Raw genomic sequence first — 16166 nt, 5'->3', positions numbered from 1 at the left:
TTCAATCCGGTCAGCCTTAGAATGCAGTGACAGCAATCAGCTGAAATAGTTTATTTCTTTCCTTTTAACATCGCCCAGACGGGTCCGACTGGCCCCAGCGGGGCTACCGGCGCGACGGGTCCCACCGGCCCCAGCGGCGCAACGGGCCCCACCGGCCCTACCGGTCCGTCGGCTACGGCGGCGGCCTTCGTGGCCAATGCCACCGGTACCAATGATGTCGTCACAAAGTTCAATACCTTGCTGGCAAACCTCCAGGCTGCCGGTCTCATGAAGAACAGCTGAGAAAGGACGCGCCCCGAACCGCCGGGGCGCGTCTTACTAACTAAAAATGATGGATTACCGCTGTTTCAGCAGTTCCACCAGGGCGGCAATGGTGCCCTCCTGGCAGCTGACGGGCAGGGGCGTATATCCCCGATTGCGGAGGGACGACTCCGCGGATGTGGGGTAGAACGCCTCGTCGGCTTTGTCCAGCATGTCCAGATCGTTGGGAGCGTCGCCGACGCACAGCAGCGTCGTCCGGCCCAGCCGCCGGGCCAGCTCCCGGGCGGCGTTGCCCTTGCCGCAGCCCTTGGGCAGCAGCTCAATCATCCGGGGCATGGACCGCACGGCTTCCAGCAGATTGCTGTACCGTTCCGCCACCAGGGCTTCGATGGCATCGAAGGGCAATTCCTCCTCCGGGCTGGTCTCGTCCGGCCGGGCGTGGGCCGCCTTCTGGAACGGAGCGTAGAGACAGGCTACCGACATGATATCCCGCAGATCGTCCCAGCCGCCGTAGTCCGGCTCCAGGCCATACCGGGCCAGATAGGCGTCCCGGATGGCGTCATGGCCCATGCAGCGATGACGTTCCAGCCCCTGAAGCTCCAGACGCAGCTGGGGAAACCGGCCGGTGATGTCCCGGACGGCCGCCATGGCCTCGTCGCTGAGCCGGTGGAACACCGTCACATGGTCGGTGTCCGGCTCCCAGAGGGCGCCGCCGTTGGCCAGGATCACCGGCACGGAAATGGGCAGCTGCTCCACGGGCTTACGGAACATGGGCCTGGACCGGCCGGTGGCAATGGTGAACACGCCGCCCCGATCCGTAAATTCCGCGATGGCGTCCAGATTGGCCTGGGGCACCGTGCCGTCAAAGGCCGTCATGGTGCGGTCGTAGTCGCTGACCAGGAGAATGTGGGAAAAATCTGTCATGGTACTGCCTCGATTCTGATCTTGAAGTTTTCTCCAGTATACCGTGTTTCGACGGATTTGTCCATTCGTTCATGGTTTGTTCACATTTTTTCTCTACCATAGCAGGAGAGAGAAAGGAGGAATCTCCATGAAACATCCCGTGCGCCGTTTGGCGGCGCTGCTGCTGGGCCTGACCCTGTGGACCGTACCGGCGGCTGCCGCCGTGGAGACGCAGCCGGCCTCCGAGGACCTGACAGCCCTGATGGACGACTTCCGGACGGAGTATGGCCTGAATGAGGGAAACTTTTCTCTCTGCTACTACAATACCGTCACCGGTGAGGAGTACCGCTACAACGATACCAAGTTTATGATTGCGGCCAGCACCTACAAACTGCCGCTGAATATGCACTACTATGAGATGGAAGCCGCTGGAGAAATCTCCTCCGCCGCCATGATCGGCGCCACCACCCTGGCCGATGCCCATTATCAGAGCCTGGTGTGGTCCAACAACGACGTTTCCATCGACATGCTGTACAACCTCGGCAATTTTCGCACATATAAAAATACCATGAAGCAGTATTTTACCATGCCGGATGAGGAAATTGACTACATCTACTATGTCGATAATTATTACTGTACCTCGATGATGCTGGACACGTTGAAGCACCTCTATGAAGGCGGCGACAAGTTCGCTGAAATGATCGGCTATATGAAACAGGCCCAGCCCGGGGAGTATTTCAAGATGTATGTCACCGACTATGAGGTGGCGCACAAGTACGGGTACTATGTGGATGACGGCGTGACGGCCATCAATGATACGGGCATCATCTACACGCCGCAGCCCTTCCTGCTGGCAGTGTACACCAGTGACGCCCCCGGCGGGGCAGAGGTCCTGGGCCGGGCGGCGGAGGTGCTGACGGAGTATACCGTATCCCAATACGTGCCCGAACCGGAACCGGAGGAACCCTCCGCCGTGACAGAACAGCCGGAACCGTCGGAGCCGACGCAGACGCCGGAAACCACGGACAATACGGAACCGGAACCCGTCCAGCCGGAGGAACCGTCCGCGGAGGAACCGGCGGCGGAAACACCGGAACAGAAACAAGGGGGGACTTGGAAGCTGCCGTTTTCGCCCTGGTGGCTGGCATTGGGGGGCGCGGCGGTGTTCCTGGTGGCCGATGTGGTGGTCATTCTAAAAATTCTGCGGCGCCGGTAAAGAAAATTTTCAATATGGGCAAATAAATTGTTGACACCATGTGTAAAATATGCTATGATGTTGTGGCTGACAAGGCCGCTTGCGGTTTTTTCTGTCGGAACTGTCCGATGCGGGTGTAGTTCAATGGCAGAATCCCAGCCTTCCAAGCTGGTCGCGTGGGTTCGATTCCCATCACCCGCTCCATCTGCAAAGCAAGCAGCCTGTCTGTTTGCTTTCCAGGTGGACTGCGGTCTCCTGCGGAATGGCCTGTGCGAGAGGCGGTGCCGCTTGTCACACGGCAGTGCAGCATACGCCAGTAGCTCAGCTGGATAGAGCAACTGCCTTCTAAGCAGTAGGTCGGGGGTTCGAGTCCCTCCTGGCGTGCCATTTTCAAGGACGGCGCTCCGGCAGCTTGTGGAAATTTCATATGGTGGGTGTGGCGCAGTTGGTTAGCGCGCCAGATTGTGGCTCTGGAGGTCGAGGGTTCGAATCCCTTCACCCACCCCATTTACAATTTCCGTAGGCGGCCCAATACCGAAGGATTTGCAATATTCCGTATATTGGGATGTCGCCAAGCGGTAAGGCACCAGACTTTGACTCTGGCATTCGTAGGTTCGAATCCTGCCATCCCAGCCAAACGACCCGCTAGCTCAGTTGGCAGAGCAATTGCCTTTTAAGCAATGGGTCCGGAGTTCGAATCTCCGGCGGGTCACCAAAAAAGACATCCCTACAAAGGGATGCTTTTTTTTTAAAACAAATGGATTTGAACAAGGCAGCGGCCCCAAGGCCGCCTCCAACCACTTGATTTTGATGCTCGGGCAAAGTGGATTTGCTCGAGTATTTTTCATGTTTGCCGTCTTTCCTATCTTCCGTGTTCTCGGGATTATTGGAGGGCAGAAGTAGAGGGGTCCGTTTGAAGAGGACATAGAGGAGGTACTGCTACAATGATATTAATCAGGGAAACAACGTCCAGAGACCTTAAGGATGTGCAAAAGCTTTGGGCTGATGGGGACGTCATGAAGTTTGTTGGGTTTCCAGATGGCTTACACGAAACAGACGAAAATATGAAAAAATGGCTTTCCTGGATTGAGCAAGGCAAACCGCTCCGAAACCACTATTCGCTGTTTGACGATGGGATTTACTGTGGAGAGTCTTTTTATTCCATTGATATGGACCATAATGATAGTGCAGCTCTTGATATTAAGTTGTTTTCTTTTGCGCGAGGCAAAGGAATTGGTACAGCTGGCCTAAAGCATGCCATCAAGGAAGCTTTTGCAAATGGAGCTAAAACAGTTTGGGTTGATCCTGACCCGCAGAATGTAAAAGCGGTTGCTCTGTATCAGCGCTTGGGGTTTGTTGCGAAAGAACCGCCTGCTCACATAGCACAACAGGAAGAAGGGTATGACGTAGTCTATATGGAGCTTAAGCAATAGTGCTCATTTCCGTAATGCTTCCAGACAATATGAGACCAGATCGGGCCTGCTCCTCAAGAAAACTATATGACTTTGCTCATTTGCAAGCCCTTACTTTTGCGAATAGCGGTCTCTGCTTGATGGGTAGTTTCCTATAGTACCATAATAATTTAGCCCCGGATTCCATGGGAATCCGGGGCTTTTAAAAGTTTTACTCGATTTTTTTCAAAAAATCGCGGGGTTCGGGGCAGCGCCCCGGAAGGCAGTCCCCTCCGGCGTCAGCCGCCCAGATAAGCGGCCTTGACGGCGGGGCTTTCGGCCACTTCCTTACCGGTGCCGGACATGGTCACACGGCCCGTCTCCAGGACATAGGCCCGGTCGGCTACCTCCAACGCCATGGAGGCGTTCTGCTCCACCAAAAGAATGGTAGTGCCTTGGGCGTGAAGCTCCCGGATGATGTCGAAGATCTGTTCTACCAGCAGAGGGGCGAGGCCCATGGAGGGCTCATCCAGCATCAGCAGCTTGGGGTGGGACATCATAGCCCGGCCCATGGCCAGCATTTGCTGCTCGCCGCCGGACAGAGTACCGGCTACCTGCTTGTAGCGTTCCTTCAGGCGGGGAAACAGTTTATAAATTTTCTCGATGTCCTCGTCCACACCGCTGTTGGGCTGGGTGTAAGCGCCCATTTCCAGATTGTCCCGGACGGACATCTGCAAAAAGACGCGGCGGCCTTCGGGGCAGTGGGCCATGCCCATGGCCACGATCTTGTGGGGCGGCACATGGTTGATGGACTGGCCCAGGAAATCCACAGTGCCGGTCTTGCTGCGGAGCAGTCCCGAAACCGTGTTGAGGATGGTGGACTTGCCCGCGCCGTTGGCGCCGATGAGCGTTACCACTTCGCCCTCGTTGACCGTAAAGGAAACATCCTTGATGGCGTGGATGGAGCCATAGTACACATTGATATTGTCGACCTTCAAAAGCTCCATACCTTACGCCTCCTTCTTCTTGCCGAGGTACGCCTCGATGACTGTGGGGTTGGACTGGATTTCCTCCGGCGTACCCTTGGCAATGATTTTGCCGTAGTTCAGGACGCAGATGCCCTCGCAGATGCCCATGACCAAACTCATATCGTGTTCAATCAGCATAATGGCAATGTGGAACATGTCGCGGATTTTGCGGATATTGTCCATCAGCTCCGCCGTCTCCGAGGGGTTCATACCGGCGGCGGGTTCATCCAGCAGCAGGATGCCGGGGTTGGTGGCCAGAGCACGGACAATCTCCAACCGGCGCTGGGCGCCGTAGGGCAAGGAACCGGCCCGATGGTCGGCCAAATCCTGCATATCGAAAATGGACAGCAGTTCCATGGCCTTTTCGTGGGCTTTTTTCTCCTGCTTCCAGTAGCTGGGAGCCCGCAGAATGCCGGACCACATGGAATAGGGCAGCTGATTGTGCAGGCCGATTTTCACGTTCTCTTCCACGGTGAGGGAGGAGAACAGGCGGATATTCTGGAAGGTACGGGCGATACCGGCCTGATTCACCTGGACGGTGTTCATGCCGTGGGTGTCGATGCCGCCCAGCAGCACTGTGCCGCGGGTGGGCTGGTAGACCTTGGTCAGCAGGTTGAACACCGTGGTTTTACCGGCGCCGTTGGGTCCGATGAGACCGGCGATCTCTGTACGGCCAATGGTCAGGTTGAAGTCGTCCACAGCGGTCAAACCGCCGAAATCGATGCCCAGGCCGATGCACTCGAGAATGGGCGACTTGTCGGCGTCGCGCTCGGGGATGCGGGCCTCTCTCTGGACAGAAACGAGCTTACTCATTTACCACGGACCTCCTTGGCAGGATTTTTGAAGAAGCGGGAGCGAATGCGCTCGAAAAACAGCTTCATGGTGGGATTGTTGGTGGCCAGCATGACCAGAATCAGCACGATGGCGTAGACCAGCATCCGGAATTCGGCGAAGGAGCGCAGCATCTCCGGCAGCACCGTCAGCAGGGTGGCGGCGATGATGGAGCCCCAGATGTTGCCCAGGCCGCCCAGAACCACGAATACCAGCACGAGAATGGAGGTGTTGAAGTTGAACTTGGTGGCCTGAAGAGAGGCCATGTTGAGTCCGTACAGCGCACCGGCAGCACCGGCCAGGGCGGCGGAAGTGACAAAGGCCATCAGCTTGTATTTGGTGATGTTGATGCCTACGCTCTCGGCGGCGATGCGGTTGTCCCGCAGGGCCATGATGGCGCGGCCGGAACGGCTGCGGATCAGGTTGAGGACCACAATCAGCGTCACCATGACCAGGATAAAACCGGCGGTGAAGGTGGCGATGGTGGTGGTGCTGGTGGCGCCCTGAGCGCCTTTGATGATCTCGATGCCGTTTTCCGTCAGGCCCAGATCGGCCACAGTCTTCTGTCCGTTGAGATTGAACATCATGTGCAGGCCGTTTTCATCGTAGCCGACCAGCAGGCAGTTGACCAGCTCCTTGATGATCTCGCCGAAGGCCAGGGTCACAATAGCAAGATAGTCGCCGCGAAGCCGCAGAACGGGCGTGCCCACCAGGAAACCGGCGATGGCGGCGAAGAACGCACCCAGGACCATGGCCACGGCCAGACGGACCGCATCGGAGGGAATGGCCGATTGCAGGGACATGGCGGCGATGATGCCGGAGAATGCGCCGACGCTCATAAAGCCCGCGTGGCCCAGGCTCAGCTCGCCCAGGATGCCCACGGTCAGATTCAGGGAGACAGCCATGGTCACATAGGCGCAGATGGGGACCAGCTGGCCGCTGAGAGAACGGCTGATGGCGCCCTGGTTCTGCAAGATTGTCATGATGACGAAGGCGATGATTACACCGGCATAGGTCAGAAAATCCGTGCGGGTGCGTTTGTTGCGAAGATTGATTTTCATTCCACTCACCTCACACTTTCTCCATAACCTTCTTGCCCAGAAGGCCCGTGGGCTTCACCAGCAGCACGACGATGAGGACGGCAAAGACAATGGCGTTGGCCAGCTGCATGGAGATATAGGCTTTGGCAAGGGCCTCAATGACGCCCAGCAGAATGCCGCCCAGAAACGCGCCGGGGATGGAGCCGATACCGCCGAAAACGGCGGCGGTAAAGGCCTTGATACCGGGCATGGAGCCGGTGGTGGGCATCAGGGAGGGGGAATAGGAGCACAGCAGGACGCCGGCCACGGCGGCCAGTGCCGAGCCGATGGCAAAGGTCACGGAAATGGTCTGATTGACGTTGATGCCCATGAGCTGAGCCGCGCCCTTGTCCTCGGAGCAGGCCCGCATGGCCTTGCCCATTTTGCTCTTGGAGGTGAACAGCGTCAGGCCCGCCATGATGACCAGGCAGACGATGACGGTGAGAATGGAGATGTACTGAACGTTGAGCTTGCCGCCGAACAGCTGCAAGGTACCGGAGATGATGGGGGTATAGCTCTTGGCGGCGGCGCCCCAGATCAGCAGGGCGGAGTTTTGCAGTAGGTAGCTGACGCCGATGGCGGTGATCAGGACCGCCAGGGAGGGAGCGGCCCGCAGGGGCTTGTAGGCCAGACCCTCAATGACGATGCCCAGGACCGTACAGACGACCATAGCCAACAAAATCGAAACCACCGCGGGCAGACCCAGGTAGGTGGTGGCGCAGAAGGAGATGTAGCCGCCCACCATGATGACGTCGCCGTGGGCGAAGTTCAGCATCTTGGCGATGCCGTAGACCATGGTGTAGCCCAGGGCGATGATGGCATAGACGCTGCCCAGGCTGATGCCGCTGATGAGGTAGGACAAAAATTCCATGATTGGGTGACACCTCTTTTTACTCGAATATCAAATCACGATCATTCTGTGGCAGAAACAGGGGCATAGCCCCCGGCTGCTGCCACTGTTTCTACCACAGCAGAAAAGATGCGGATACCGCCGGAGAGGGTACAGGCCCTCTCCGACGGCCAAAATCGGGATATCCCGGCCGGATATTTAGTTGGGCAGGGTGTAGACGCCGTCCTTGATGACGACGGCCATGGGAGCCTTGGAGACCTCGCCGGTGGCCTGCCAGGTCATGTTCTGACCGGTGAGACCGTTGTAGCTCAGGCTGGTCATCACGCCCACCAGAGCCTCACAGATGTCGGTGCTGGACATGTCGGCGGTGCAGCCGGCGGCCTCGATGGCAGCTTTGACAATGTACACAGCGTCATAGGCATCGGCGGCGAACTGGTTGGGGATTTCACCGTAGGCTTCCTGATACTTGGCGACGAAGTTCTTGGTCAGGTCATCGGTGGCATCGGCAGAGAAGGGGGTCAGCAGCATGACGCCCTCGGCCAGGGAAGTGTCGAAGTTCTCCAGGGTCAGGATGCCGTCCATGCCGTCCACGCCGAAGAAGGTGGGCGCGTAGCCCATGGCGTTGGCCTGGCTCAGAATGATGGAGGCGGGCTGATAGTAGATGGGCAGGAACAGCAGATCGCAGCCTGCGGACTGGGCGCCGGCCAGCTGGACGGAGAAGTCGGTGGCGGTGTCGGCAGTGAAGGTGCCCTCATAGGCAACGGTCAGGCCCTTGGTCTCGGCCTCGGCCACGAAGGTGTCGCGGATGCCCTGGGAGTAGGCATCGTCGTTGCGGTAGATGATGCCGATGGTGGCGTCAGCCATGTTCTCGGCCATGTAGTCGGCAGCGCCGGTACCCTGGTTGGGGTCGGTGAAGCAGACCTGGAAAACGTTGTCCTTGCCGTCGATGACGTCGGTGGAGGAACCGGAGGGGGTGATCATAAAGGTGCGGTCGGTGTAGACCTGAGCGGCCACGGCCGTGGCGGCGCCGGAGGTGGTGGGACCAACCAGAATCTGCATACCCCAGTCCATCAGGGTGTTGTAAGCGTTCTTGGACTTCTCGCCGTCGGCCTCGTCGTCCTGCTTATTCAGTTCAAACTTGACGGCGCTGTCACTGGCATTGATCTCGTCGACAGCAATCTGTGCGCCGTTGACAACGGCCTGGCCGTAGATGGCGGCGTCGCCGGTCAGGGGGCCGATCGCGCCCAGCTTGAACGCGCCCTCAACGGCTTCCGAGCTGCCGGTGTCGCCGGTAGCGGTATCGCCGGTGGTAGCGCCGTCGGCGGCAGGCTCACTGGTGTCTTTGCTGCCGCAGGCGGTGAGGCAACCGAAGGTCATGGTCATGGCCAGCAGAAGGCAGAGGATTTTCTTCATTTTCAGTTTCTCCTTTTGCATTAGATTACGAAAGCAGTGCGGGAAAAAAACAAGGCCATCCTCGGTTTTGGCCTGTCTTTTCCGGTGATTTCCCACAAAAAATTGTGGTATATCGAATTTCGTGACTTCATTCTATGCTTTTTCCTCTGTAAAGTCAATGCAAATAGTGAATATGGATTCACCAAATGTTCTTGCACATTTTCTACAAAATGCACAAGTGAAAACGCTCTATTTTGTTTATTCATACCAGTATTATAAATGCTCATACTTCGTTCATACCCTAAAATTCAACCGCAAAATGTCCTTGCAGAGCGGATATTTGTGCGAAAAGGGTGGAATTTCCTGCGGTTTTGTTGTGTCCGTCCGGCGCGGTTGACACAAAAAGGGCGCGTCCCGGCGGACGCGCCCTTTGTTCAGGTATGCAGCAGTTTTACCAATCCCGGTCGCCGTCGCTGTCGTAAAGGTCATCGGAGGGCAACAACGTAGGCGTGACCACGGGGCGGGGATTGCGGACCATGCAGGCCGAGGACAGGATACAGTTGGGGGCCTTTTCCGGCACCTCGTTGCCCTCTGTGACCTGGAACAGCTTTTCCAGGGGCATGGCCAGCAGCTTCTCCGTCAGACCCGGCCGGTCCCGCAGCCAGGGCCGCAGCGCCAGATGGATGCTCCGGTCCGTCCGGGGATCGCAGAAGCGAAAGGCCATACGGCGGCGGCTCTGGACCCGCAGCTTCCCGTTGCCGATGGTACAGCCCAGCACCGATTGGATGGCGTCGATGGCACAGGAAAAGCTCTCCGCCGTACATACCACGTCGCAGGGGCCTTCCTCCAGCCCGAACTGCTCCATGACATAGGCCGTGGCCCTTGCGCCGATGGCCAGGGCCGGACAGGCGCAGCCGTGGAATGATACCGCCCGCGCCCACGCTCTTTCAAATTCCATAGTCTTTCTCTCCTCACCGTCACACTGTGGACAGTTTGGGCACATTATATCAAATCCTGGGACGGGATGCAAGGTGATATCGATGGGAAAAATGCTACAAATTGCAGGATATTTATGATATACTAGGGAAGAACTGAAAGAACAGGAGTGCATACCATGACCGATAAGGAAATTTCTGAGATCCGGCGGCGGTTCCGCCCCGACCGGACCAATATCACGCATATTGTCGGCTGCTATGTCAGCGACAACCGGGAGATCATTGCCCGCTTCGATCAGTCGGTGGCCCTAGCCACGGAAAACGAACGGGAAAAGTACATGGCCCTGCTGAAACGATCCCTTTCCGGCGGCCAGGGCAAGAATCTGCTGGACATCACTTTCCAGACGGCCCAGGTGGCCGACAGCGACGAGCATCGTCTTTTGATGAACCTGCGGGACTCAGGCCTCAAGAACGAGTCGGTGCTGGACCAGTTCTTTGAGACCGTGGTCCAGGCCCTGGCCATGGAGACCAACTACGTTATTTTGCTGGCCCACGACGTCTACGACGTGCCCTACAAGGGGCGGGACGGCGGCCGTATGTCCGACGGCTCCGACACGCAATTTTCCTACATTGTGTGCAGTATCTGCCCTGTCAAGCTGACCAAGCCCAATCTGTGCTTTGACGCCCACGAGCAGACCTTCCACCTCCAGACCCAGGATTTTGTAGTGGCCGCGCCGGAGCTGGGCTTTCTCTTCCCGGCCTTTGACAGCCGCAGTACCAACCTGTATAATGCCCTCTATTACACCCGCAGCGCCGACAATGTCCACGAGGATTTCATTGAGGCCGTGTTCCGGACGGAGCCGCCCATGGCTGCCGCCGATCAGAAGGAGACGTTCCAGCTGATGCTGTCGGATTCCCTGGAGGAATCCTGTAGCTACGACGTGGTGCAGACCATGCACAGCCATCTCAGCGACCTGATTGCCGACCACAAGGCCAACCACGACCCGGAACCCCTGGTGCTGACGAAACAGCAGGTGGAGCAGGTTCTGGAATCCTGCGGCGTGGAGGCGGCAGAGCTGGAGAGCTTCGACAAGCGCTTTGACGATGAATTCGGCGCCGACGCCATTCTCAGCCCCGCCAATCTCATTGACGCCAAGCAGATGCAGGTCAACACCCCCGATGTGACCATCAAGGTCAACCCGGAGCGGAAGGATTTGGTGGAGACCCGCGTCATCGACGGCGCCAAGTACATCCTGGTCCGGGCCGATGACTCCGTGGAAGTCAACGGCATCAATATTCACATCCAAGAGTAACACAGATGGATAAGGCCGCCGTCCGCCACCCCCGATGGGGTGGGGACGGCGGCCTTCGGCTTCGACGGGGGTTGCGTCCGCTGCGGCGGACGCTTTGGGACGATGGGGTATCCCGCCGGCTGCGGACGACGGGCATGTCGCCCCGCGCACGGGGCGACCAGAGGAAGATCCTCTGGATTCTGCAATTGTTTTACAAGAAATTGAGTAAAAACTTTAATTTGCGGGGAAAGTTGCTGTTTCGACTGGGTGGGCATCGAGCCAGGCCTTTTCGCGGGTATGGCAGGTAAACAGTAGAATCTGTCGTTTCTGCGCCAGCTCCCGCAGCAGGGAAAGGGCTGCCCCCATACGCTCGTCGTCAAAAACAGCCAGGGCGTCATCCAAAACCAATGGAGCCTCCGGCGGCAGCACCAGATCACAGATGGCCAGCCGGACGGCCAGATACAGCTGGTCGCCGGTGCCGCTGCTCAACGCCTGCAAGGGGCGGTTGATGGCCTGTCCCGCCGGGCGGGCCGTGACCTGTAGATTCTGGTCCAACAGCACCTGATCGTAACGGCCGTCGGTGAGCCGGGCCATATACTGCCCCGCCAGCCGGTTCAGTTGGGGGGAAAACCGGGTCTGCAACGTCTCATTGGCCTGGGAAAGGGCGTCCAATGCCAGATTCAGCGCGTCCAGCCGCCGCTGCATCCGGGCGATTTTAGCAGTTAGCACAGATTCCTTGGCGCTCCACTGGGCGGGGTCTCCATCGGCTTCCATGCGGCCCCGCCGCAGGTCCATTTGAGACCGGACCTCGGCCAATTCCTGCCGCACCGCCTCCAACTGTCCGGCCACTTCCTCCGGGTCGCCGTCCGCTTCGCTGCCGTCGGCGGCCGGTTCCGGCAACGGGCCGATGGCCTCCTGCAACGCTTCATACCGGGACCGGGCGTTCTGCTCTTCCCGCTGGGCGGCGGCGTAAAACTGCTGTAAATGGATGGCCCGCTGAATGGCGGCTTTGGCCTGCGTCACATCGACGACCTCCGGTGCGAAGGCCCGGACGGCGGCCATGAGCTCCGTCATCCGCTCTCCCAGATGGGTCATCTGAATCTCCCAGGCGTTGCGCTGCCGCTTCAATTCTGCCGTCTGACGGCTGTACTCCGCCAGCGTCTCCCGCCAGCTGTCGCACAAGTCCAGCAAATCATCCATGGAATCCACATCATAGCGGTCCAGGATGGAGCGGTATTGCATCCGGGCCCGGTGGTTGCGGTTGGCCCGGGTTCCGGCCTGGACGGCAAAGACAACGGCCAGTATCAACCCAAAGGCCACCATGGGCCACAGCTTCAAAAACAGGCCCAGGACGGCCAGCACGCCCATGACCACAGCCACGCCGCTCATGCGGCCCGGCGCGCTGCCGTCGTAGAGGGGCGGACACCGCAGCCGTTCCAGTCGGGCGCATTCGGCCTCCACGGTCTCGTGGACCTGTTCACTGGTGAGGCCTTCAAAGCCCGGCGGACACTGGGGCGGTTCCAACGGCGTCATGGGCTGCCGCAAATCCACCATGGATTCCAGCTGCCGCAGACCGTCCACCGTGGCGTCCAGCTGCCCCTGGGTGGCCGACAGCGTTTCCAGGGGAGGTAAAGCGGCCACACTTTCGGCCTTCTGCCGGAGAAAGGCGGATTTTTTTTCCCAGTCCTGGCGGGCGGCTTCCAACTGCTGCCGCTTTCCGGAAAGGGCCTGGGCCTGAAGCCGCGACAGCTGTTCCGACAGCCGCTTCTCCTGCTCCGTCAGACCTTCTCGACGGACTTCCAGTTCTCGGTATTCCCGGTTGAGGGTCTCCAAGGTCTCCATCTGCTGCCGAACCTGCCGCAGTTCCTCCTCGGCCTGGGGAAGCAGTCCCAAACGGTTGTGACGCAGACGGTTTCGCTGGTCCCGCAGCCGTTTTTCCACCTGAGTGTAGCTGAAGGACTCCTCACCGGAGGACACCAACGCGTTGAGACGGGCCTCCAGTGCATGATCGCCGCTGATGGCCATGCACCGGAAGCTGAGAAAGCCGCTGCGCTCGTAGACGCTGCGCTCCACGCCGATGAGGGTTTGGCCGCAGGTACTCTCTGTCAGCGGGACCGAATTGCCCGTCTCGCTGTCAAAGGCGGAAAATTCCCGCATGGGCGACCGGTCGGAGCCGGTGCGCTGAATGGTGATGGGGCGGCCCTGCCATTGCAGTTCGAGACTGCCCTCCATGGGCTGGCCGCTCCAGGGTTTGTATTTCGTTTTATCAGGCAGATTGGTCCGGGAGGACCGCTGGGCCGTGTCGATGCCGTAAAGCATGGACAATAAAAAGGCCGCCCAGGTGGATTTACCGGACTCGTTGGGGGCTTCAATGACGTTGAGACCCGGTTTCAGGTCCAGCTGTTCCCGTTCCAGCTTACCGAAGGTGGCGGTCATGCGTTTGAGAATCAAAGTTCCGGCACCTCCCGTCCGTCCAGGGCCGCCACCCCCAGCTGCGCGGCCATCTCATATAGTTCCCGGTCCTCGGCCCGGCGTTCATAGAGGGCCTGCAAAAAGAGGCCCCGCAGCGTGTCCTGGCCCCGGGCCTCCCACAGGTCCCGCGGGGCGTAGGTTTCGTCCACAATGGTGAGACCGAAAAAGCGGGGAGCCAGCGATTCCTCCAGAGAGACCACATCCAGCCGGGGGCTGGGGCCGGTCAGCACAATGCGGTAGATGTCGTTTTCCGTCTCCGCCGGTAAAGCGTCCACAATGGATTGGCGCGGGTCCGCTCCAGCCTCCACCGTGAGGATCAAGTACCGGCGGCTGTCCAGGGGGTGGAATTGGAGGTCGCAGCCCTCGTCGGTGAGGGTTCCCACATAGACACCCCGGGGCCCCGTCTCGTCGAAGCCCCGTCCCATGGCGCAGCCGGGCCAGGCGTAGGCCGTTTTTCCGGCGTGAAGCAGCCCCGACGGGGTATGGATGTGGCCCAGAGCCACATAGTTCGCGCCACATTGTTCCAGTTGGGTCATGGTGATGGCGTTATAGGGACTGGCGGCGTTCTGGGCGTCGCCGTGAAGCAGGACGATGGCGGGCCGTTCGCCGCTGACGCGGAAGCCCTCCAGCAGCGATGGGGCGGAGGAACCTGTAAAAGCCGCGCCCCACAGCTCCAGATTTAAATGGGGCAGCTGAAAGCCCTGCATGGCCGGTTCTGTGAAAAAGTGGACGTTTTTGGGCCAGTCGTTCCGGGCGTAGGGGCTGCCGGGTCCGTAGGGGTCGTGGTTGCCGGGGCTGATGAAAACCAGTGCCCGGCAGCGGGCCAGCTGGCGCTGCAACACCTCCAGCGTGTCCGGGTACACCGTGGCCCCGTCGAACAGATCACCGGCCAATAGCAGCAGGTCGCACTGTTCCCCGTTGCACAGCTCCACAATCTGTCCCAGCAGTTCCCGCTGTTCTCTCCGGCGGCGGGCGGCCTGTTCCGGCGGCAGGGCCGCAAAGGGGGAGTCCAGATGCAGGTCGGCGGCGTGGAGAAATTTAATCCTCATGGATGCGCACTCCTTCGGCGTGGACGCAGCGGCCGGTGGCCGTATCGATGGTGAAGACAGCCCCCTCCAGCTTGCAGGGACCGGGGGCGGCCTTGAAGCGGGACGTCAATTCGCCCCGGAAGCCAGCCACGGACTGCTCCGGCAGGACGCCGAGAATGGAGCGGGCCGGGCCGGTCATGCCCAGGTCGGTGATGTAGCCGGTACCCTGGGGCAGAATCTGACAGTCCGCTGTGGGAACGTGGGTATGGGTACCCCAGACGGCGCTGACGCGGCCATCCAGATGGTAACCCATGGCCAATTTTTCCGAGGTGGCCTCGGCGTGGAAGTCCACCAGAATCAGCCTGGTATCCAGTTGGGGCAGCAGCTTTTCCATGAGCAGAAAGGGATTGTCGGGGCCGAAGGCCATGTCGCAGCGGCCGATGAGGTTCACCACGGCCACGGGTCCGGCTTTTGTCTCAAAGACGCCCCAGCCCCGGCCCGGCTGCTGGGGCGGGAAGTTGGCGGGCCGCAGCAGATAGGGACAGTCTTCGATCATGGGGATGATGTCCCGACAGTTCCAGGTGTGGTTGCCCAGGGTGATGACATCGGCTCCGGCGTCCAGAATCTCGTCGGCATGGGCGGGCGTCAGGCCCACCATGGCGGCGTTTTCGCCGTTGACCACGCAGAAGTCCACCTTGTATTGCTGCTTGAGTTTGCGCAGCGTTTTTTGCAGATATTTGACGCCGGCGGGGGATACCACATCGCCCACGGCCAGAATGTTCAGTTCCATAGGTCTCTCGCTTTCCTTATACAGTTCATTACAGTCAGTATACCGTGTTTCCGGTCAAAAAACAACTGTCCGGCGCACCAATCCGCCCCCTTCTTCATACTGTGAAGAAGAAGGAGGTGATTGCAATGGAAACCATCGATCCCAAACTGCAATCGGCCGTGTGGAACCGGGTGCTGGGGGCCGAACAGGATGCCCAGGAGGGAGAGACCGTGGTGACGGCGGAGGAGGTTCTGGCCTGGATGCAGGTGGAGAAAGACGCATGGGCCAGATATCGCTATCTGGCCTGCAAAACCTGCGGCCAGGAGTCGGCGCAGCTGCGGAAAATGGCGGAGACGGAGCTGTGTCATTTCCGCAAGCTCCACGCCATGTACTATCTGCTGACAGGCCATTGTGTCCAGGTACAGGCGGCTCGGGCCGAGTGTACCACCTGTGTCAGCGAAGCGTTGCGGGCGGCGTACCAGGGGGAGCGGCAGGCCAAGCGGATTTATGAGCAGGCCGCCGAGCGCTGGCCCGCCATGGCGGATGAATTCTACTCCATGGCCGCCGACGAAGACTGCCACAGCAAGGCCATCCGCACCATGATCTGCAAGCGGCTTACATAAAAACCGCGCGCAAAAAACCGGGACCCGCAGGTCCCGGTTCGGACTGTCAAACACTTTTAAAACACCTCCGTATCTGGAAAAAAAGGTACCAGATACGGGGGGTGTACTATATGGAAT

General features: G+C 59.3%; 14 protein-coding genes and 5 tRNA genes. 9 read left to right on the top strand and 10 right to left on the bottom strand.

The annotated features are described in order from the left end of the window. Positions 1-336 precede the first annotated feature (336 nt). Entirely contained in the window at positions 337-1185 is an 849-nt protein-coding gene (locus tag ACTQ33_RS05215) for an HAD family hydrolase (RefSeq protein WP_441462707.1), read from the bottom strand. 127 nt (positions 1186-1312) lie between these two features. Between ACTQ33_RS05215 and ACTQ33_RS05210 the strand changes: the two genes are divergently transcribed. The 7 genes from ACTQ33_RS05210 (at position 1313) to ACTQ33_RS05180 (ending at position 3792) form a co-directional block, all read left to right on the top strand. Further along, positions 1313-2380: a serine hydrolase gene (locus tag ACTQ33_RS05210; protein ID WP_441462705.1), complete on the top strand. Its 1068-nt coding sequence runs from the start codon at positions 1313-1315 to the stop codon at positions 2378-2380. A gap of 109 nt (positions 2381-2489) precedes the next feature. Then, a tRNA-Gly gene (locus ACTQ33_RS05205) sits at positions 2490-2563 on the top strand. Positions 2564-2669: 106 nt separating this feature from the next. Beyond that, positions 2670-2746: transfer RNA gene (locus tag ACTQ33_RS05200), tRNA-Arg, on the top strand. Between the two features lie 43 nt (positions 2747-2789). Then, positions 2790-2866 (top strand) — tRNA-His (locus ACTQ33_RS05195). A gap of 54 nt (positions 2867-2920) precedes the next feature. Beyond that, positions 2921-2995, top strand: a tRNA-Gln gene (locus ACTQ33_RS05190). Between the two features lie 3 nt (positions 2996-2998). After that, positions 2999-3074: transfer RNA gene (locus tag ACTQ33_RS05185), tRNA-Lys, on the top strand. 229 nt (positions 3075-3303) lie between these two features. Next, positions 3304-3792, top strand: a complete 489-nt coding sequence (locus ACTQ33_RS05180) for a GNAT family N-acetyltransferase (RefSeq protein WP_441462704.1) — start codon at positions 3304-3306, stop codon at positions 3790-3792. Between the two features lie 257 nt (positions 3793-4049). Here the strand turns inward: ACTQ33_RS05180 and ACTQ33_RS05175 are convergent, their stop codons facing one another. From ACTQ33_RS05175 to ACTQ33_RS05150, 6 genes are all read right to left on the bottom strand, one after another. Continuing rightward, positions 4050-4757 (bottom strand): ABC transporter ATP-binding protein, encoded by a 708-nt coding sequence (locus ACTQ33_RS05175; protein ID WP_441462703.1) that lies wholly within the window; start codon positions 4755-4757, stop codon positions 4050-4052. A 3-nt stretch (positions 4758-4760) separates the two neighbouring features. Then, a complete protein-coding gene (locus ACTQ33_RS05170; protein ID WP_441462701.1) occupies positions 4761-5591 on the bottom strand; it encodes an ABC transporter ATP-binding protein in 831 nt (276 codons plus the stop codon). Then, complete coding sequence (locus tag ACTQ33_RS05165; RefSeq protein ID WP_441462699.1) at positions 5588-6670, bottom strand: branched-chain amino acid ABC transporter permease; 1083 nt, start codon at positions 6668-6670, stop codon at positions 5588-5590. The genes ACTQ33_RS05170 and ACTQ33_RS05165 overlap by 4 nt, the downstream gene beginning before the upstream one ends. A 10-nt stretch (positions 6671-6680) precedes the next feature. After that, positions 6681-7559, bottom strand: a complete 879-nt coding sequence (locus ACTQ33_RS05160) for a branched-chain amino acid ABC transporter permease (protein ID WP_441462697.1) — start codon at positions 7557-7559, stop codon at positions 6681-6683. Positions 7560-7736: 177 nt separating this feature from the next. After that, complete coding sequence (locus ACTQ33_RS05155) at positions 7737-8951, bottom strand: ABC transporter substrate-binding protein (RefSeq protein WP_441462695.1); 1215 nt, start codon at positions 8949-8951, stop codon at positions 7737-7739. A gap of 430 nt (positions 8952-9381) precedes the next feature. Then, positions 9382-9888: an FmdE family protein gene (locus ACTQ33_RS05150; protein ID WP_441462693.1), complete on the bottom strand. Its 507-nt coding sequence runs from the start codon at positions 9886-9888 to the stop codon at positions 9382-9384. Positions 9889-10044: 156 nt separating this feature from the next. On the opposite strand from ACTQ33_RS05150, the gene ACTQ33_RS05145 reads away from it, so the two are divergent. Next, positions 10045-11178: a DUF4317 domain-containing protein gene (locus tag ACTQ33_RS05145; protein ID WP_441462691.1), complete on the top strand. Its 1134-nt coding sequence runs from the start codon at positions 10045-10047 to the stop codon at positions 11176-11178. A gap of 213 nt (positions 11179-11391) precedes the next feature. Here ACTQ33_RS05145 and ACTQ33_RS05140 read toward each other — a convergent pair whose 3' ends face one another. Genes ACTQ33_RS05140 through ACTQ33_RS05130 form a run of 3 tightly spaced genes read right to left on the bottom strand, consistent with a single transcriptional unit; the run spans position 11392 to position 15447 of the window. Further along, entirely contained in the window at positions 11392-13608 is a 2217-nt protein-coding gene (locus ACTQ33_RS05140; protein ID WP_441462689.1) for an ATP-binding protein, read from the bottom strand. After that, positions 13605-14678, bottom strand: coding sequence for a metallophosphoesterase (locus tag ACTQ33_RS05135; protein ID WP_441462687.1), 1074 nt, complete (start codon positions 14676-14678; stop codon positions 13605-13607). The genes ACTQ33_RS05140 and ACTQ33_RS05135 overlap by 4 nt, the downstream gene beginning before the upstream one ends. Next, on the bottom strand, positions 14668-15447 hold the full coding sequence (locus ACTQ33_RS05130) for a TIGR00282 family metallophosphoesterase (protein WP_441462685.1): 780 nt from the start codon (positions 15445-15447) through the stop codon (positions 14668-14670). The genes ACTQ33_RS05135 and ACTQ33_RS05130 overlap by 11 nt, the downstream gene beginning before the upstream one ends. Before the next feature lie 125 nt (positions 15448-15572). Here ACTQ33_RS05130 and ACTQ33_RS05125 point away from each other — a divergent pair, with 125 nt between their 5' ends. Continuing rightward, positions 15573-16049: a hypothetical protein gene (locus ACTQ33_RS05125; RefSeq protein WP_441462683.1), complete on the top strand. Its 477-nt coding sequence runs from the start codon at positions 15573-15575 to the stop codon at positions 16047-16049. Positions 16050-16166: the final 117 nt, after the last annotated feature.

It is taken from the genome of Candidatus Avoscillospira sp. LCP25S3_F1 (genome assembly GCF_052117125.1).
Classification (GTDB): Bacteria; Bacillota; Clostridia; order Oscillospirales; family Oscillospiraceae; genus Avoscillospira_A.
The sequence above is the reverse complement of the archived record's forward strand: the minus strand, read 5'-3'. Positions and strand labels throughout refer to the sequence as shown.